Annotated in this window: 17 protein-coding genes; 10 read left to right on the top strand and 7 right to left on the bottom strand. The window is 62.1% G+C overall.

Features of this window, described 5'->3' with window-relative positions; genetic code table 11:
• Positions 1–37: 37 nt before the first annotated feature.
• From AC522E_RS14860 to AC522E_RS14850, 3 genes are all read right to left on the bottom strand, one after another.
• Positions 38–1,186, bottom strand: coding sequence for a YihY/virulence factor BrkB family protein (locus tag AC522E_RS14860; RefSeq protein WP_500747032.1), 1,149 nt, complete (start codon positions 1,184–1,186; stop codon positions 38–40).
• 73 nt (positions 1,187–1,259) lie between these two features.
• On the bottom strand, positions 1,260–1,574 hold the full coding sequence (sugE, locus tag AC522E_RS14855; RefSeq protein ID WP_500747031.1) for a quaternary ammonium compound efflux SMR transporter SugE: 315 nt from the start codon (positions 1,572–1,574) through the stop codon (positions 1,260–1,262).
• Between the two features lie 119 nt (positions 1,575–1,693).
• Positions 1,694–2,014 carry a hypothetical protein gene (locus AC522E_RS14850; RefSeq protein WP_500747030.1) on the bottom strand — a complete coding sequence of 107 codons (321 nt, stop codon included), beginning with the start codon at positions 2,012–2,014 and terminating at the stop codon, positions 1,694–1,696.
• 344 nt (positions 2,015–2,358) lie between these two features.
• Between AC522E_RS14850 and AC522E_RS14845 the strand changes: the two genes are divergently transcribed.
• Together AC522E_RS14845 and AC522E_RS14840 are read left to right on the top strand one after the other, a co-directional pair.
• A complete protein-coding gene (locus tag AC522E_RS14845; protein ID WP_500747029.1) occupies positions 2,359–3,744 on the top strand; it encodes an NfeD family protein in 1,386 nt (461 codons plus the stop codon).
• Positions 3,745–3,754: 10 nt separating this feature from the next.
• Positions 3,755–4,570 carry a slipin family protein gene (locus tag AC522E_RS14840; RefSeq protein WP_500747028.1) on the top strand — a complete coding sequence of 272 codons (816 nt, stop codon included), beginning with the start codon at positions 3,755–3,757 and terminating at the stop codon, positions 4,568–4,570.
• Positions 4,571–4,603: 33 nt separating this feature from the next.
• Here AC522E_RS14840 and AC522E_RS14835 read toward each other — a convergent pair whose 3' ends face one another.
• Positions 4,604–6,547, bottom strand: coding sequence for a glycoside hydrolase family 113 (locus AC522E_RS14835; RefSeq protein ID WP_500747027.1), 1,944 nt, complete (start codon positions 6,545–6,547; stop codon positions 4,604–4,606).
• A gap of 237 nt (positions 6,548–6,784) precedes the next feature.
• On the opposite strand from AC522E_RS14835, the gene AC522E_RS14830 reads away from it, so the two are divergent.
• The 5 genes from AC522E_RS14830 to AC522E_RS14810 all read left to right on the top strand — a co-directional run bounded on the left by AC522E_RS14830 (position 6,785) and on the right by AC522E_RS14810 (position 11,959).
• Positions 6,785–7,105 carry a hypothetical protein gene (locus tag AC522E_RS14830; RefSeq protein ID WP_500747026.1) on the top strand — a complete coding sequence of 107 codons (321 nt, stop codon included), beginning with the start codon at positions 6,785–6,787 and terminating at the stop codon, positions 7,103–7,105.
• A 72-nt stretch (positions 7,106–7,177) separates the two neighbouring features.
• Positions 7,178–8,986, top strand: a complete 1,809-nt coding sequence (locus tag AC522E_RS14825) for a DEAD/DEAH box helicase (protein ID WP_500747025.1) — start codon at positions 7,178–7,180, stop codon at positions 8,984–8,986.
• 60 nt (positions 8,987–9,046) lie between these two features.
• Positions 9,047–9,292, top strand: a complete 246-nt coding sequence (locus tag AC522E_RS14820) for a hypothetical protein (protein WP_500747024.1) — start codon at positions 9,047–9,049, stop codon at positions 9,290–9,292.
• Between the two features lie 122 nt (positions 9,293–9,414).
• Positions 9,415–10,512, top strand: coding sequence for an alpha/beta fold hydrolase (locus AC522E_RS14815; RefSeq protein ID WP_500747023.1), 1,098 nt, complete (start codon positions 9,415–9,417; stop codon positions 10,510–10,512).
• A gap of 268 nt (positions 10,513–10,780) precedes the next feature.
• Positions 10,781–11,959 carry a BaiN/RdsA family NAD(P)/FAD-dependent oxidoreductase gene (locus tag AC522E_RS14810; RefSeq protein ID WP_500747022.1) on the top strand — a complete coding sequence of 393 codons (1,179 nt, stop codon included), beginning with the start codon at positions 10,781–10,783 and terminating at the stop codon, positions 11,957–11,959.
• Between the two features lie 46 nt (positions 11,960–12,005).
• Here AC522E_RS14810 and AC522E_RS14805 read toward each other — a convergent pair whose 3' ends face one another.
• On the bottom strand, positions 12,006–12,473 hold the full coding sequence (locus tag AC522E_RS14805) for a group III truncated hemoglobin (RefSeq protein WP_500747021.1): 468 nt from the start codon (positions 12,471–12,473) through the stop codon (positions 12,006–12,008).
• A gap of 81 nt (positions 12,474–12,554) precedes the next feature.
• On the opposite strand from AC522E_RS14805, the gene AC522E_RS14800 reads away from it, so the two are divergent.
• Complete coding sequence (locus AC522E_RS14800) at positions 12,555–12,995, top strand: RrF2 family transcriptional regulator (protein WP_500747020.1); 441 nt, start codon at positions 12,555–12,557, stop codon at positions 12,993–12,995.
• Positions 12,996–13,362: 367 nt separating this feature from the next.
• Here the strand turns inward: AC522E_RS14800 and AC522E_RS14795 are convergent, their stop codons facing one another.
• Positions 13,363–14,907, bottom strand: coding sequence for a bifunctional aminoglycoside phosphotransferase/ATP-binding protein (locus AC522E_RS14795; RefSeq protein WP_500747019.1), 1,545 nt, complete (start codon positions 14,905–14,907; stop codon positions 13,363–13,365).
• A 154-nt stretch (positions 14,908–15,061) separates the two neighbouring features.
• On the opposite strand from AC522E_RS14795, the gene AC522E_RS14790 reads away from it, so the two are divergent.
• Together AC522E_RS14790 and AC522E_RS14785 are read left to right on the top strand one after the other, a co-directional pair.
• A complete protein-coding gene (locus tag AC522E_RS14790) occupies positions 15,062–15,307 on the top strand; it encodes a hypothetical protein (RefSeq protein WP_500747018.1) in 246 nt (81 codons plus the stop codon).
• An 11-nt stretch (positions 15,308–15,318) separates the two neighbouring features.
• Positions 15,319–15,750: a DUF1810 domain-containing protein gene (locus AC522E_RS14785; RefSeq protein ID WP_500747017.1), complete on the top strand. Its 432-nt coding sequence runs from the start codon at positions 15,319–15,321 to the stop codon at positions 15,748–15,750.
• Between the two features lie 45 nt (positions 15,751–15,795).
• On the opposite strand, the gene argE is transcribed toward AC522E_RS14785, so the two are convergent.
• On the bottom strand, positions 15,796–16,965 hold the full coding sequence (argE, locus tag AC522E_RS14780; RefSeq protein WP_500747016.1) for an acetylornithine deacetylase: 1,170 nt from the start codon (positions 16,963–16,965) through the stop codon (positions 15,796–15,798).
• Positions 16,966–16,967: the final 2 nt, after the last annotated feature.

The following is a 16,967-nucleotide window of genomic DNA, read 5'->3' as shown; positions in this document are numbered from 1 at the left end:
GAAAAAGGCCGCGACGGCTGATCGGCATTCTCGCTGATCAGCCCTTTGCTTCTCCCACCGTATCGGCCATCCGCGCACCCCGGGTGCCGAGGGGCTGATGCGGTCCCTCGGTCGTGTCCTTGGCCGTCTGATGCTCCATCTCGGCATTGATCTCCGTTCCGACCAGAATAATGATGGTCGAGATCCAGATCCAGGTCATGAAGCCGATGACGGCGCCCAGAGAGCCGTAGGTTTCATTGTAGCTGCCGAAATTGGACACGTACCAGGAGAACAGCATCGAAGCGGCCAGCCATAGGATCGAGGCCACGATGCTCCCTGGGGTGATCCAGCGCCATTTCGCGTTGTCCCGGCTTGGTCCGTAGCGATAAATCAAGGCGAGGCCGAGGATGATGCCGACCAGAAGGGCCGGCCAGCGCAGGACGGAAACAAGCGTCTCTGCGGAACTTCCAAGGCCAATATATCCAAGGATGACGGGCAGAACCACGACGGCGCCCAGGGCGATGAGCAGGAAGGCGATGGCTCCGAGGGTGAACAGAAGTGAGACCGCGTTGAGCACGATGAAGGATCGCTTATCCCTTTCCTCATAGACGATATTGAGGGCGTCGAAGATCGATTTCATGCCCGCATTGGCGCTCCACAGGGCGATCGCAAGGCTGACGATGAAGCTGACGCCCAGCGTTCCAGCACCCTTGCTGGCGATGCGTTTCACCTGCTCGCCGATGATCTCGAGGGCGCCGCCCGGCAGAAAGCCGGCAAGCATGTTCAGGTGTTCCTGAAGCGTGACGGGGTCGGCAAAGAGCCCATAGATGGAAACCAGCGCGGTGATGGCGGGAAAGATGGCGAGAAGCGCATAGAACGTGACACCCGCGGCGACGAGCATGATGCGGTCGTGCTGAACGCGTTCATAGACGCGCCAGAGAATGTCCTTCCATCCCTTGGCGGGAATCTCCGTCGGCTTCTCGGCTTGGCGGCCGCGGCCATCGTCCCGTGTCGTTGGCGGTCCTTCGGTGCGGGCGCCGAATCCCGTCGCCTCCTTCCCGGTCGCAGACCGCCCAGCCCGCAACCCTGCCGGCTGGGGCCTGCCCCCGAGGGTGACCAGGCGAACCACCGTCCAGCCCAGCAGAATCAGCCATGCCGTGGAGGTCAATGACGCCTGCGATGGCCGATCTGCGCTTTGAAGTGACATGTCGTCGTCCCGTTGGAGTGCTCTAACTCCAACATCGCAACGGATGCGCAGTTCCAAAGCAACGTTTCGGGGCTCAAGCAGCCAGCTTGAGGCCAAGGATTCCCGCGACGATCAGTCCGATACAGGCGAGGCGCGCTGCCGTGGCGGGCTCGCCGAGGAGATAAATGCCGAGGAGGGCGGTGCCGACCGTGCCGATGCCAGTCCAGACCGCATAGCCCGTGCCGACCGGCAAGGATTTCAAAGCGATGCCGAGCAGCGCGACACTGACGATCATGCTTGCGACGGTCAGGATCGAGGGCATGGGTCGCGTGAAACCGTCCGTATATTTGAGGCCGATGGCCCAGCCGATTTCGAACAGGCCCGCGAGAACGAGATAAATCCATGCCATGACAGGACCTCCGTCGATGGCAGGGCCGTCCCCACCGGGTTGCAGAACAATGACGGGGTCGTCCCCCATCCGGCCCACTATACGGGCCGGCAATGCGCCTTCAAGCCTGCCTCAAGCGCCTAATCGTCGGTCGGATGCGGTGAGCTGAGAGATTGGAGCGGGTTGAAGGGTGCGTAGGTCTGGTGCTTCCAGCCGTCGCCGCAATTCACGCAGATCGAACGGACCGAGTAGTCCGCCTGCTCCATCCGCTTCAAAAGCCGCTCCTGCCGCGCCTGCGCCTCCGCGTCGGCATCGTAGCCTGACGGCCGCACGGTGAGGACGAGGGGAGAGGATCCTGGCGTGCTCGGCGCAGCCTGAGCGAAGGCGGGCCCCGTCAGGGCTGCAGCTGCTGCCCCAATTCCGATGAGACGGCCCAGAAGGGTGGAGTGAGTTCGCGGCATCGGAAAATCCTTCCTCGACCAAATGAGTAGGAGTTCATGAAAGAGTGCTTCGTCAAGTCTCACGGGCTGAAACAGCAGGGCTAAAAAGATGAAAGCCCCATAATGAGCATAGATCGGTCCGGATCACCCCGCCCCCTTCGCATGAGGAGGGCGCTTGGCCGCGCCCCGATGCGTGCAGGGCTCCTTCTGTCGTCATGCCCAAAAAGGGGAGATGACGGTGAAGTGAGGCAGTCATGTGATCGGCATCCCAGGATGTCCCTCTGTTTCGGCGTAATGGTGGAACCTTTCGCCGCACCGGCGCTTACCCTGTCAGCTCAACCGTATGAAGGTGGAGCATGTTCCGAATGACGACGAGAGCGGTGACGTGGCTGCTCTGCGCGGCTGTGGGCGTCGCGCTCAGTGCTTCCGGAATGAAAGCGGCCCAGGTTCCTGAAGCGGATCGTATCGCCATCGTGCTCGACGTTGCGAGTGCCATCGGTCCGGCAACGACGGAATACATCTCCCACGGGCTCCAGGAGGCAGAAAAGCGCCGCTCCGCCCTGGTCGTCCTGCGGCTTGACACGCCGGGTGGACTCGAGACGGCCATGCGGGAGATCGATCGAAAAATTCTTGCCTCGCCCGTTCCTGTCGCGATCTATGTAGCGCCAAGCGGTGCGCGCGCGGCGAGTGCCGGGACGTATATGGTCTATGCCAGTCATCTCGCGGCCATGGCGCCGGGCACCAATATCGGCGCTGCAACGCCCGTGCAGATTGGCGGCGGGCAGCCCTTCGGCAGCGGAAAGAGCAAGGATCCGGACCAGCAGGGCGGCGATGACAACGCCAGTACTCTCGCGCGTAAAGCCACCAATGATGCCGTTGCCTCAATTCGTGCGCTCGCCGAGATACATGGCCGCAATGCGGAATGGGCGGAAAAGGCCGTGCGCGAAGCGGCCAGCCTTTCCGCCTCCGCCGCGAAGGAGGCAGGCGTCGTCGAGATCGTCGCTTCCGACCTGCGGGATCTTCTGGCGCAGGCCGATGGGCGCATTATTCGCGTGCAGGGCAGCGCCGTGCGGCTCGATACGAAGGGGCTGAGGATCGTTTCGATCGAGCCGGGTTGGCGGACGCGGGTTCTGACCATCATCACGGATCCGAATGTCGCCTACATTCTGCTTCTGGTGGGGATGTACGGCATCATCTTCGAGTTCTTCAATCCGGGCTCCTTCTTTCCCGGTGTCGCCGGTGCGATTTCGCTCCTGATCGGTCTCTTTGCGCTCAATCTCCTGCCGACCAACTATGCAGGCCTGGGATTGATGGCGCTCGGTTTCGCACTGCTTGTCGCGGAGGCTTTTACGACCTCCTTCGTGCTCGGTATCGGCGGCGTTGCGGCTCTTGCCGTTGGCTCGCTTCTGCTCTTTGACACCGGAGTGCCGGGCTTTGCCGTCTCCCCCGCTGTCATCCTGGCGGCGAGCGCCGCGACCGCGCTGCTACTTCTCGCCGCGGGCACGGTCGCCATGCGCGCCTATCGGCGCAAGGTCGTCACCGGAGAGGGCGTCTTCGAGGCGGGGTCGGCCGAAGTGGTGGAATGGTCCGGGGGCGAGGGCTGGGTGCTGGTCAATGGTGAACGCTGGCGCGCGCGCGCGCCATTTCCGCTGATGCCGACGCAGCAGGTTCGCGTGGTGGCCCGCCGAGGCCTGACGCTTTTGGTCGAGCCCGCATCTGAGATGCCGCTCCGTCCGTCCGGGCCGAGCTGAGGAGGCTGCGATGCCGTATATTGACGCGAATACCATTGCCTATGCTCTGATCCTCGTCGTGCTGCTCGGCATCCTTGCGACAGCCCTGCGCATCCTGCGGGAATACGAGCGCGCCGTGGTCTTCACCCTGGGACGCTTTTCAGGCGTGAAGGGCCCGGGTCTCGTCATCATCATTCCTGTCGTGCAGCAGATCGTGCGGGTCGGTCTGCGCACCATCGTGCACGACGTTCCGAGCCAGGACGTGATCTCCCGCGACAACGTCTCCGTGCGCGTGAATGCGGTGCTCTATTTTCGGGTTGTCGATCCCGACAAGGCCATCATCCAGGTGGAGGATTTCCTGGCGGCGACCAGTCAGCTCGCACAAACGACCCTGCGTTCCGTCCTGGGCAAGCATGAGCTCGACGAGATGCTGGCGGAGCGGGACAAGCTCAACGCCGATATTCAGGCCATTCTCGATTCCCAGACCGATGCCTGGGGCATCAAGGTCGCGAATGTGGAGATCAAGCATGTGGATATCAACGAGAGCATGATCCGAGCCATCGCGAGACAGGCCGAAGCCGAACGCAACCGCCGCGCCCGCGTCATCAGTGCAGAGGCGGAACAGCAGGCGGCCGAAAAGCTGGTCGAGGCCGCGCACGTCCTCTCGGAGCTGCCTGAGGCCATGCAGCTGCGGTATCTGTCGGCGCTGCACGATATCGCGGGCGAGCGGAGCTCCACCATCGTGTTTCCCATTCCCCTTCATCTCCTGGGACACCTTGCTGCAGCGCCTCGTCCGGAGCCGGGCGCACCAACCGAAGGATCGCCACGCCCGCAGCCCTCTTCCTGACGCGCGATGCCACGCGGTAAGCGGCGGGCAACCTCAGACGATGAAGAAGTCCTTCTCGGTCATCTTGAGGCCTTTCTTGAGGGTGGCGATCGCGATCGCCGCCTTGGCGCCGGAGCCATCGGCGTCGTAGTACAAGGCCCCCTTCTTGTTGTCGTAGATCAGGTAGTCGTTCTTGTCCTTGGCATGGTCGCCGAGGGTGAAGAACGCCTTGGCGAGCTTGAGCGGCTTCGTCTCCGTGCCCTTCTTGATCGCGGCATAGAAGGACTTGTTCGCCTTGAACAGGGCATTGTCGAGCCAGATCGTGTCGTCCTTGACGTTGAAGTCCGCGATCTTGTCGAGATTGGTCTTGCGGCTGAGCCCGGTGTTGAACACGAAGATGTCCTTCCCCGTGCCGCCGTAGAGCACGTCCCGGCCTGCGCCGCCGTAGAGCTTGTCATCGCCGGCCATGCCCTTGAGCACGTCGTTGTTGGCCAGGCCGTAGAGCCTGTCGTTCCCGTCCGCGCCGGTCAGTCGATCGACGCGCGGGGTGCCGCGCAGAACGAGACCGGTCAGTTCGTTGCCGGAAGCCGGAGGCGTCACGGCATCGATCAGCGTCAGGTCCACCGTTTGATCGCTGAACTGCGCGAAACCGACATTCCTGAGCAGGTCCGTGCCATCCTGGCCCGCGATGCTGATACTGCCGTCGGCGTTCCTGACGATCGTAGAGGATGCTCTCGTGCCCGTGAATATGGCGGTATTCACACCCGTGCCGCCGTCCAGTGTATCATTGCCTGCGCCGCCGTTCAGGACGTCGTCTCCGGCGCCGCCCCACAGCGTATCGCTCCCGCCTTTTCCGATCAGAGTATCGTTGTGGTAGCCACCGTCGAGCCTGTTCGCGAGGTCGGTGCCCGTCCAGGTCAGCCCCGTGACGTGGGCCGGACTCGAATAGTTCGCCGTCACGACGTCATTCGCGGGCTTCCACTGCGTCGTATAATCGGTCCAAGGGACTTGAGCGAGCGGATCCGTCATCGGATTTTCGAAGGGATGATAGCTCCACAGGAATGCGCCGCCGAGCCACTGGCCCCCATAATTCTCCATCACCTTGTAGAGGGCCGTATAGCAATCCTGCTGCTCCTGGTTATCCACGCCGGCGGCGCCGTCGAAGACCCCGGGGTCCTTGTTTGCTCCGTCCATGCTACGGTACCCGACTTCCGTGAAGAGGACCTGCTTGCCGTACTGTTCGGACAGCGCCTTGTAGTAGTCGATGGCGGACTTGCCGCCATAGAGGGTGTCACGGATCCAGGGATTGAAGTGCGGTGTCGTCCATGCCTCCACCATCTGATCGACTGTCGGGCTGTTGCTCGCCGAGAGCGGCAGATAGGCGTCGATGCCGATGAAGTCGACCTTGTCCCAGAACCCGACCTTGGTGACCTCGTCGTAGGTGGCGGCGTATGTGACCTTGCCTGAGAAGACGGCCCGCACGGCATCGACAATGTCACCCCATTTCTGGGTGTAGCTGACACCGTCGCTGCAGACCTTGGACGGGTCCGTCATGCTCTTCATTTCGGTGCCGACGCAGATCATCGCTGCGCCCCCGGCTTGAGCGACCTTCGCGTACTCGACCATCATGGCCTTGTAGTTGGCGAACCACGCCTTGGGGTCCGTGGGTGCGATCTCGGCGCGCCAAACGCGGGTGTCGGTTTCGAGATGCGGTTTCAGGACGACGTTCAGGCCATAGGTTGTTTTCGCAAGCTCAATGGCCTGTTTGACCTGGTCGAAATTGTCGCTCTCGCTCGAATTGATCCCGCCATTGACATTGAGCTTCACCGTATTGCTGAACTTGTCGGCCTGGAAGAAGTTCGGGACGAGTGTGACCGTGTTGGCGCCGGTGTTCTTGATCTGGGTCATCGCGGCATGGCCGCCCTCCCTCGTAAGGTTGCCGCCCCAGTAGGAGGGGAGGGTGATTCCTTCCCAGGTGAAAATCTGTTCGTTCGACATAGCTCCGCAGCCCTTCCATGACAGGTACGAATCTTTTATAAAAAAATATAATAACATGGCAATAAAGCTCTGTCCTGCGGCACCTCGCTCGGAATCGCCGTCGGGCGGCCTGTTCAGAACCCGCCGAACCCTGTAAGGAACGCGTTGGTTTGCTCTGGACCGGCGACGACTGACCGGAATGGCGGGCATCGGCGTTGATGCTACGAGAACCGCTTCCCACCTCGAGAAGGATACCGCATGTTCACCCTTGAAATCGCCGGCAAGGCGGTCGCTATCACCAATGCCAACGAGGACCAGGCCCGGGAACTCTTCATGAGCGAGGAGTTCCAGGAGGATTTGAAATCCTTCACGACCGAGGGGCAGCCTCTCTGGGACGGCTCCGCCGCATTCAATATCCGCCGTGCGTCCGATGACGAGATCGACGCCTTCGACGACGCCATGGCCGAGGACGAAGAGGAATGGGACGATGAGGAGCAGGACGACGACGATGACGAGTCCGGGATCGATGTCATGTTCCTCGTCGCGGTCGACGATGTGGACGATCAGGGCGACGCCTGACCACCTCACGAACCACCCGTAGGCCCTGACAGGCTTCCCTCTTCTCCAAGGAGCGGCCCGCGCCGCGCATCCATGCCCTTTCCCAAAACCAATCCCAGCCTCGAACGCGCCCTCGCCGACAAAGGCTACAGCGATCCGACCCCCGTCCAGGCCGCCGTGCTGCAGCCGGAGGCGGAGGGCCGGGATCTTCTCGTCTCGGCTCAGACCGGGTCGGGCAAGACCGTGGCCTATGGCCTCGCCTTGGCCGGAACGCTGCTGGGAGAGGCGGAGCGGTTCGGGCCGCCGGCAGAGCCGCTTGCGCTGATCATCGCTCCGACCCGTGAACTGGCACTGCAGGTGAACCGCGAACTCATCTGGCTTTACGGCCCGGCAGGGGCGCGGGTGGCTTCCTGTGTCGGCGGTATGGATGTACGTCGCGAGCAACGGGCGCTGGCGGACGGGTGCCATATCGTCGTGGGCACGCCGGGCCGCCTGCGCGACCACCTCGAGCGTGGGCGCCTCGACACATCGCAGATGCGTGCGGTCGTTCTCGACGAGGCGGACGAAATGCTCGATCTCGGTTTCCGGGAAGACCTTGAGTTCATCCTCGATGCGACGCCGAAGGAAAGGCGCACCCTTCTGTTCTCCGCCACGATTCCGCGCAACATTGCCACGCTGGCACGCCGCTATCAGCGCGACGCATTGCGCATCGATACGCTCGTGGAAAACCAGCCTCACGGCGACATCGATTACCGCGCCCTGCGCATCGCGCCGAACGAGATCGAGCTCGCAGTGGTGAATGTGCTGCGCTTTTTCGAGATGCGTGGCGCCATGGTGTTCTGTCACACCCGCGAGACCGTAAGGCACCTTCATGCGAGCCTTGTAGAGCGGGGCTTCTCGGCCGTCGCCCTGTCCGGTGAGTTGACGCAGAACGAGCGGAGCCATGCGCTCCAGGCGCTGCGCGATGGGCGTGCACGCGTCTGCGTCGCCACCGACGTTGCAGCGCGCGGCATCGACCTGCCCGATCTCGGGCTCGTCATCCATGCCGACCTTCCGAACGATCCGGAGACGCTTCTCCACCGCAGCGGCCGTACGGGCCGCGCAGGGCGCAAGGGCGTCTGCGTCATGCTCGTGCCCTATACGAGGCGGCGCAAGGCCGAGCGCCTCGTCGACGATGCCGGTATCGATGTCACCTGGGGCGGCCCCCCTTCCGCCGACGAGATCCGCAAGCGTGATCGCGAGCGCGTCCTGCAGGATCCGTCATTGACGGAGGAAGCGACGGAGGAAGACGTTGCCATGGCGCGTGTGCTCCTTGCAGAGCGGTCCGCCGAGGAGATCGCCACCGCATTCGCGCGCGTCCTGCGCGCGCGCCTGCCGGCCCCGGAGGAACTCGTCGACGCGGGCGCCGATCGCGGTCCGCGGGAGCGCCCTGACAAGCGGACACGCGACAAAGAGCGCGACATGCAGAGAACGCGCGAAGGGCGCCCGGACTATGGCGGCGGCGCCGACATGGCCTGGTTCCGCATGAGCGTCGGGCGCCGCAACAATGCTGATCCGCGCTGGCTCCTGCCCATCATCTGCCGCTTGGGCCACGTGACCAAGAAGGAAATCGGCACGATCCGCATCTTCGACCAGGAAACCAAGTTCGAGATCGCTCAATCGATCGCCCCGAAATTCGCAGCTGCCGTACGCAAGGCGAACGACGAGGATATCCGCATCGAACCGGCCGAAGCGCCGGGAGACAGGCGCGGTGGCGACGATCGGAGAGAAAAGAAGGGTCCGCCGAAGAAGGATGGTTTCAGGGAAAAGCGGCCGAACGCGCATTCCGCGGGGCGCGACAGGCCCGGGCACCATGAAGGCAAGCCGAAACGCCCCTTCGCCAAGAAGGGAAAACGGGGATAAGCGACGGAACGTGAACCCGCTTCCCTCCGTTGAGAACGGGGGCATGTCACGGAGCCTGTCATGGTGAGCAAAGAGGAACTGGAGGCGCGGGCCTCAGTCGCTTTCGAGCGGGCAGGGGCGCATCTTGAGAGCGGAACAATCGACTGGAATCACGCCGAGAAGTTCGATTCCCTGCGAGAAGCGTTGCATTGGGCCATGACGGCCGAGCCGCCGCCCGGCAAAGATGCCTATGTGCTCACTGTGACCGGGCGCGTCCTTGATCCCGATATGCTGGAGCAGATCTGGGCCAGCGTGCAGGGTCCCTGAAGATCCTGCCTGCATTCCTGTCCCGAGCCGCCGGCCAAGCTTCCATCCCGGCATCGGCTGTTGCGCCGCAGCAACCTCGCGGATCGTCATGCGTTCGTTCCCTGAGACCAGGGAGACTTACCATGCGCAACAGGCTTCAGACGGGGCATCCCCGTGTCGCGGAACGAGCGGGCGGAAAGGCTGTTGCCGCAAGGCTTGCTTCCTCTCCGTGGCTGATCCCGACCCTTCTGGGCGGTACGGCGGCCCTCGTTGCGGCTACGCTGTACACGCGCCGACAGACAAAGGACGCGGAGGGCGCGTGCCCGCCCGCAGGCCGGTTCATGAACGTGGACGGGGTGCGCCTGCACTATATCGAGCGTGGGAGCGGTGATCCGGTCGTGCTGCTCCACGGCAACGGCTCGATGCTCCAGGACTTCGTCATCAGCGGCATCGTCGACCGCCTGGCGCAGAACTACCGGGTCATCGTGTTCGACAGACCGGGCTTCGGCTACAGTTCGCGGCCGCGCCGTCTGTGGACCCCTCGTGCCTACGCTCACCTGTTCGCGAAGGCACTGGTCCTTCTCAATGCCAGGGACCCGGTGGTTCTCGGACATTCCTGGGGCACTCTGATCGCTCTTGCTCTCGCGCTGGAAGAGCCTGCCCTCGTCCGGGGCCTCGTGCTTCTCTCCGGTTACTACTACCCGACTGCCCGAGCGGATGTCGTTCTCTTTTCGTCACCTGCCATTCCCGTGATTGGCGACCTCATGCGGCATACGGTTTCGCCGCTCATCGCGAAGGCGCTGCTGCCGAAGCTTATCCGCAAGATCTTTGCTCCCGCACCTGTGCCCAGGCGTTTCGAGGAGCGCTTTCCCAAGGCGATGATCCTGCGCCCCCTGCAGTTGCGCGCTGCGTCAGAGGATACCGCTCTGATGATCCCGGCTGCGATGGACCTGCAGAGCCATTATGCTGAAGTGACCACGCCGACCGTCATCGTCGCCGGCGATGCGGATGAGATCGTCGATACGCACCGACAGTCCGAACGCTTGCAGAATGATTTGCCTAACAGTGTTTTCATAGCACTCCCGGGAGTCGGGCATATGGTGCAGCATCTCGACCCGGACGCGGTGGTCCAGGCGGTCAATGGAGCAGCCCTGCGCTCGAGGGTACGCTCCGGCATGCCAGGCTCGGTTCCGTGGCAATCCGCCGACGAACGTCAACGGGGCCTTTCAGACGTGGCCTGACAGGGCACTATTTCAGGGCCGGGAGCCTCTCCCATGACAATGACGGGTCGTGTCTTCCATGCCCTCAAGCGTTGGACCCAGCCACTCGGTCGTAATCGCCGCACCAAGTAGCCTGTTCGCCCGGGAGGCAGGCAGGGCATGCCATCGTCGCCTGCGCTCTGCCGAAGCCCGCAGCCGGTCACTTGCCATTCTTCAGGCCATTGGACTACCAACGGTCCACCGCTTTCCGCTTGTGTGGAGAAATGGTGGGGAACAGGGAGAGCCGGGCTTGGAGCGATACGATGCGGTGGTAATCGGTGCCGGCGCGGCAGGCATGATATGTGCCATCGAAGCGGCAAAGCGCGGGCGTTCCGTGCTCGTTCTCGATCACGCCGCGGCACCGGGCGAGAAAATCCGCATTTCAGGCGGCGGACGGTGCAACTTCACCAACATCAATGCCGCGCCGCGCCATTTTCTCTCGCGGAATCCGAGCTTCTGTATTTCGGCCCTGCGCCGTTATACCCAGCACGACTTCATAGCTCTCGTGGAGAGCTATCACATTGCGTATCATGAAAAGACGCTTGGACAGCTGTTCTGCGACGGCTCCTCCCGCCAGATCGTCGAGCTTCTGCTGAGCGAGATGAAGCGTTACGGTGCGGCCCTGCGCCTCGGCACCGGCATCGAGGAGATCGCGCGCGAAGAGGATGGATTTCGACTTCGCCTTGCGGAGGGGGGTGTGCGCTGCCACTCTCTTGTGGTGGCGACCGGAGGCAAGTCGATCCCGAAAATGGGCGCGACCGGCTTCGGTTACGATCTCGCCCGCCGGTTCGATATCGACGTGACCGAGACCCGTCCCGCTCTCGTGCCGCTGACCTTGGAGCCGACCCTGCTCGAACGGCTGAAGCCCCTTGCCGGCGTGTCGGTAGATGCCATCGTCTCATGCGGCAAAATACAGTTTTCTGAGGCGATGCTGTTCGCTCACCGAGGCCTGAGCGGTCCCGCCATTCTTCAAATCTCTTCATACTGGCGGGAGGGCGACGAGATCGTCATCTCCATGCTGCCGACGGTCGATCTGTTCGAGGAACTGCGGGAGGCACGCGCACAAAACGGCCGTCAGGCCGTGCAGACGGCGCTTGCAAATTTTCTCCCGAAGCGACTTGCGCAGCTCATTGCAGACACGGAAAAGGTCAGCGGTAATCTTGCCGACCTGTCGGACAAGGTCCTGCGCCGCATCGATGACGCGGTCAATCGCTGGCGATTCAAGCCGGCAGGTTCGGAGGGCTATCGCACGGCGGAGGTGACGCTCGGGGGCGTCGACACACGGGCCCTCGACTCCAGAACCATGGAGGCAAAGGCGGTGCCCGGCCTCTATTTCGTCGGCGAGGTAGTGGACGTGACCGGCTGGCTCGGCGGTTACAATTTCCAATGGGCCTGGTCGTCTGGCTGGTGTGCAGGACAGGCCGTCTAACAACACGGGTACGAGGGCACGGGACGCCACCCTTGCTTCTTCATTGTCACGCAACGACTGAGGTGTCGTCCGTGTGGGTCGCCTTACTGGCATTTTCCCGTCGGCTCGGGAGATGGAGTGCCTTCGGTCCGATGTTGAGGCCGATCTGCAGGCTGTCGGCGATACGCTGTGCCCGGTCGATGAAAAACGCGGCCGCGTCCGGCGGGCAGACATCGCGGGCGGTTGTCTCGAACAATGCCAGCCAGTGCTCAAAATGGCTTGGATCGAGGCCGAGCGAGCGGTGGGCCAGATGGGGCTTGCCCGCATAGCGACCGGTGCCGAGACTGACCGAGGACCAGAATGTCACCATCGTTGCAAGGTGATCGCTCCAGCGGTCTCCCACGGCAGTCCGGAAAATCGGCCCGAGAGTCCCGTCCTCAAGAACGCGGCCATAGAACGTATCCACAAGCTCGCGGATCATGGCTTCGGTGATCGACGCCTTGGGCTCGACGAGCGGGATGTGACGAGGGGGCATGGTGATTTCGATGGATAACTCTGTCGTGCATTGCTATTTAGGGACTTAAACAGGTATTGTAAATACCTCTTTGAGAAACTGATGAAGCTGACCGTTCATACCGACTATGCACTCCGGATGCTGATGTCTCTGGCCGTTCTCGATGACCGGCTCGTGACCATCGACGAACTGGCCCGGCGTCACCGCGTGTCGAAGAACCATCTGATGAAGGTGGCGCAGACCCTGGTCCAGCTCGGACTCGTGCGCAGCGCACGGGGAAGAGCGGGGGGATTGCGGCTTGCCCGAGATCCGTCCGAGATCAGGATGGGAGCTGTCGTGCGTCAGCTCGAGGACGACATGCGGCTCGTCGGCTGTCTTGGCGAGGGACCGCACGATTGCATCCTGAGCGGTGCGTGCCGCCTCACGGGTGCCCTGACACGGGCGCTCGAGGCCTTTCTGGCAGAGCTGGATAAGCTTACCCTGGCCGATCTGGTCCAGCAACGGCCTGGGATCAGGGAGCGACTTGCATCGACTGCAGCCTGATCGAGGGGCGGCGCGAGAGCGCATAGGGAACCTACAAACCGATTGCCCCCACCGGGCGATCGGGTTAGCCCCGGGAACGGTCGTCACTCCGCGACGATCACGAACATTCCCACTGACGTATGGGTGCGTCGGGCCCGAGTCCGGAATGCTGCCCCGAGACCACAGCGCGATGTCGACCGCTCCCGGTGCAATGTCCAGAATCGGCGCGCCGAGAGTGGTCATCAGGCCCTGCTTGTCAAAGCTCGCCTGAATGCGCGCTTGAAATGAGGGGTCCTTCGGGATCAGAGTGCTCACCGTTTTCCTCATTGGGAAAGTCATCATCCAAACGGATACGACAGTTCTTTTGGACGGCCAAAGTCTCCAGGGATCAGCGGGTCTCCGGCGGGGATGGACAGTTGCTCTGTCGTTGCAGGATCTCGGCCTCGATGCTGGCCCGCTCCCGTGCGGCATCGATTTTGAGCCACTCAACTGTGCCGGCATCCTGCTCTGCCTGCAGATGCACGACCTTCGTTGTCGCATCCGACGGATCGTTCCGCCGCGCGGAAACACGGGCCGCACGGAGGTCTGTGGAAGCGTCAAGCCAAAACCCTGAAAAGGGGACATGGCATTCGAGAGCGATCTGTTTCACCTTCTTTCGTTCGTCGGCCCTGTCGAAGACGGCATCCAGGACAACCGCGGAGCCAGCTTGCAGCGCGCATAGAGCTTCCCGTCGCAATGTTGCGTAGACGCGCTCGGAAACCTCATGTCGGTAAGCCTCTTCTGGGAGCCGTGTTTCGGCCGGGACACCGTGCATTCTTTTTCGAATCCGGTCGCTGTTGAGAATCCGAGCGCCGGGGGCCGGTCCGATATGCGGCGCGATGAGCGACGCGATGACTGACTTTCCGGATCCGCTGAACCCTCCCACCGCGACAAGGGCTGATGGCAAAGGTGTCAACAGGAACTCCGCCAGGTCAAAGTATTGCCGCGCCTCCCGAAGCAGCTCCTCGGTCACATCGGCCGCTGCATGTTGCGCCTGAGCGGCCGTGACGTGCGCGCGCACGGTTGCGCGAATGGCCATGAAAAAGGGGATGAGTCCGAGACCGTCCGTCTCGTTGTTCTCGTCGAGGTATCGGTTCAGCAAAATATTCGCCAGCTGCTTCTGACCTCGATGCCACAGGTCCATCAAAAGGAAGGCGAGATCATACAGAACGTCGATCGTGGCGAGGTTCTCATCGAACTCGATGCAGTCGAACAGGGTCGGCGTTCCCTGCCAAAGGCAGATATTGCGAAGAATGAGATCGCCATGGCAGCGCCGCACCTTTCCGGATACGCGGCGCGCCTCCAGAACCGGCGAGTGGTGGCTGAGGGCCTTCCGGAACCTTTCGGAAAATGTGATCGCAGCATCATCGTCGACCAATCCCGTGGCGCGCAGCGCGCGGTCGTTGATATCGAGGACGCCCGCAATACCGCTTGTTCCGCCATGGTCGAGGCTGACCGTTGCCTCCTTGTGAAAGATAGCGATGCGGTGAGCAAGGTCGGACAGGAGTGCAGGCGTCAGCCGGCCCTCCTGGGACATCCGGTCGAACAGGCACTCGTCGCTGAAGCGATGCATTTCAACCACGGCGTCAATCATTTCTCCGGCACCGTCGAATGCAAGATTCCCCCGATCCTCGCGGGTAATGGTACGAACGCCGATATACAGATCAGGAGCTGTTCGCCTGTTCAGATGGAACTCAGCCAGGCAGGCGGCGTGCCTCTGATGCGGCGTGGAGTAGTCGAGATACGGAAAGCGGACCGCCCGCTTAAGCTTAAAGACCGTTTCACCGGTCAGAAAGATCATCGAGGCGTGAGTGGAAATAATCTCGACTGGGGCTCGAACGCCGAGGGTGCGCTTGAGGAACTGTATTGTTTCCGTCTGCTTTTCGACGATCATCGCAAGGACTCTTTGGCACGAGACACGGGACTTATCCTACACAGGATCTTAGCGACCGTAAGGAGAGAGGGTAAGGAACTGAACGTCCTGCCAGCGCGACCGTTATCCCCAGACATGCGTCGCCAGGAACGTCATCAGTCGAATAGGTTTCGCAATGGAGAATTCATCGATCAAATTCCTCGGCTATCTTGTATCAACCGCGAGCGTCGTCCTACTCGGGATCGTTTCCTGGAAGAGCGCTGACTCCGATACCGTGCTCATGGTGTGTTTGATCGGCGGGATGGCAACATCCGTCGTAGGCATGGCGCTGCGCTGGCTGTCCTATCAGCTTGACAAGAAACCGAGCGTCGCCAGTGCCGATCTCACGAAAGGAAATGCTGGAAGAAGCGAAGCAGTTTGAGGATTGTCGTTATGATCGCCTCGGATCCGTTCAAGCTTGACCGATTTGTGACCGCACAAACGGACAATTGGACAAGTGCTCTCCAAGAGCTCAAGGAAGGGCGGAAACGCAGCCACTGGATGTGGTTCATGTTCCCGCAACTGCGCGGTCTCGGACATTCTGCGACGTCGGACTTTTACGGCATCGGCTCTCTCGACGAGGCACGGGCCTATCTCGACCACCCACTTCTCGGGCAAAGGTTGGTTCGTCTTACCCAAGCCGTCCTGAATGTCGAGGGGCGGGATCTCAAGGCCATCTTCGGCTCGCCCGACGACATGAAGTTCCGTTCCTCCATGACGCTGTTCGCGCTCGCGGCCGGTAAGGACCAGGATATTTTTCAACGGGCGCTGGACCGCTATTGCAACGGAGAGATGGACAGGCACACGCTGACACATCTCGGGTGATCAGATCTTCGGAGGAGCGCGGGCTTTCCCGCGCCCGGTGTCGGATCAGGCGGTTGCTATGTCGAGGAGGCGGCGCATCAGGGCCTCACATTTCGCGATCTCGATCCCCTCGATATATTCGTTCGGCTTGTGTGCCTGATCGATATTGCCGGGGCCACAGACGACGGCGGGAAGACCGCCGGACTTCTGGAACAGGCTCGCCTCCGTGGCGAAAGCGACTTTGGAATGTCCGTTCTGCCCGGCGAGAGCTTTGACCATGGTCACGGCGTCGTCCTCGGGCGCCATGTCCAGGCCTGGCGTCGAGGATAGCTGCTTCCAGGTGAAGCCTGCATCCGGAGCGATGGCCTTCATTTCCGGCTCAAGAACTTCACTGGCATAGCGCTGCACTTCGGCAAGCAGGGAATCCGGGTCCTGCTGTGGGAGGTGGCGGAATTCGAAGTCGAACTCACATTCGGACGGCACGATGTTGAGCGCCGTGCCGCCTCGCAGCACGCCGGTATGCACGGTGGTGTGGGGAATGTCGAAACCCGAATCGAATGGCCCTTCTGCTGCGATCCGGCGTGCCATGCCGCGCAGATAGGAAACCACCTCCGCTGCATACTCGACCGCATTGACTCCCCTCGGCGCGAGAGAGGAATGACACGAAAGGCCCTGGACCCGGCACCGTATCGCGAGCTTGCCCTTGTGAGCGCAGATCACCTGCATCTCGGTCGGCTCGCCGATGATCGCCATGCTTGGACGCACCGGCAGCGTGTTCAGATGTGCGATCAAGGGGCGAACGCCAACGCAACCGACTTCCTCGTCGTAGGAGAAAGCGTAATGAATCGGCGTCTTCAGGTCCGCCTTCGCGAAGGCCGGAGCGAAGGCGAGGGCGATCGCCACGAAGCTCTTCATGTCGGCTGTGCCGCGGCCGTAGAACCTGTCGCCCCGGCGGGTCAGCGTGAACGGGTCGCTGCTCCAGTCCTGGCCGTCCACCGGAACCGTGTCCGTATGACCGGAGAGGAGAATGCCGCCGTGATCCTTGGGCCCAATGGTGGCATACAGGCTGGCTTTCTGGCCAGTTGCATCGAACACCAGGGTACTCTCGATACCCAGTCGGGCCAGGTAGTCACGGATATAGCCGATCAGTTCCAGGTTGGAGTTCCTGCTTGTGGTATCGAAGCTGACCAGATCCCGAATCAGGTCGACGCTGACGAGGTTATCCGTTGACATCATTT

The organism is Microvirga sp. BF8 (assembly GCF_059888585.1).
Note: the sequence above shows the minus strand (reverse complement) of the source record. Positions and strands in the feature narration are given on the sequence as shown.

Bases quoted from the DNA above. Each gene is read 5' to 3' on its own strand.
- AC522E_RS14805 (WP_500747021.1), bottom strand. From the start codon at position 12,473: ATGCCCCCTCGTCACATCCCGCTCGTCGAGCCCAAGGCGTCGATCACC.
- AC522E_RS14850 (WP_500747030.1), bottom strand. From the start codon at position 2,014: ATGCCGCGAACTCACTCCACCCTTCTGGGCCGTCTCATCGGAATTGGG.
- AC522E_RS14795 (WP_500747019.1), bottom strand. From the start codon at position 14,907: ATGATCGTCGAAAAGCAGACGGAAACAATACAGTTCCTCAAGCGCACC.
- AC522E_RS14815 (WP_500747023.1), top strand. From the start codon at position 9,415: ATGCGCAACAGGCTTCAGACGGGGCATCCCCGTGTCGCGGAACGAGCG.
- AC522E_RS14835 (WP_500747027.1), bottom strand. From the start codon at position 6,547: ATGTCGAACGAACAGATTTTCACCTGGGAAGGAATCACCCTCCCCTCC.
- AC522E_RS14840 (WP_500747028.1), top strand. From the start codon at position 3,755: ATGCCGTATATTGACGCGAATACCATTGCCTATGCTCTGATCCTCGTC.
- AC522E_RS14825 (WP_500747025.1), top strand. From the start codon at position 7,178: ATGCCCTTTCCCAAAACCAATCCCAGCCTCGAACGCGCCCTCGCCGAC.
- AC522E_RS14845 (WP_500747029.1), top strand. From the start codon at position 2,359: ATGACGACGAGAGCGGTGACGTGGCTGCTCTGCGCGGCTGTGGGCGTC.
- AC522E_RS14820 (WP_500747024.1), top strand. From the start codon at position 9,047: ATGGTGAGCAAAGAGGAACTGGAGGCGCGGGCCTCAGTCGCTTTCGAG.
- AC522E_RS14860 (WP_500747032.1), bottom strand. From the start codon at position 1,186: ATGTCACTTCAAAGCGCAGATCGGCCATCGCAGGCGTCATTGACCTCC.
- AC522E_RS14785 (WP_500747017.1), top strand. From the start codon at position 15,319: ATGATCGCCTCGGATCCGTTCAAGCTTGACCGATTTGTGACCGCACAA.
- AC522E_RS14800 (WP_500747020.1), top strand. From the start codon at position 12,555: ATGAAGCTGACCGTTCATACCGACTATGCACTCCGGATGCTGATGTCT.
- AC522E_RS14790 (WP_500747018.1), top strand. From the start codon at position 15,062: ATGGAGAATTCATCGATCAAATTCCTCGGCTATCTTGTATCAACCGCG.
- sugE (WP_500747031.1), bottom strand. From the start codon at position 1,574: ATGGCATGGATTTATCTCGTTCTCGCGGGCCTGTTCGAAATCGGCTGG.
- AC522E_RS14830 (WP_500747026.1), top strand. From the start codon at position 6,785: ATGTTCACCCTTGAAATCGCCGGCAAGGCGGTCGCTATCACCAATGCC.
- argE (WP_500747016.1), bottom strand. From the start codon at position 16,965: ATGATGTCAACGGATAACCTCGTCAGCGTCGACCTGATTCGGGATCTG.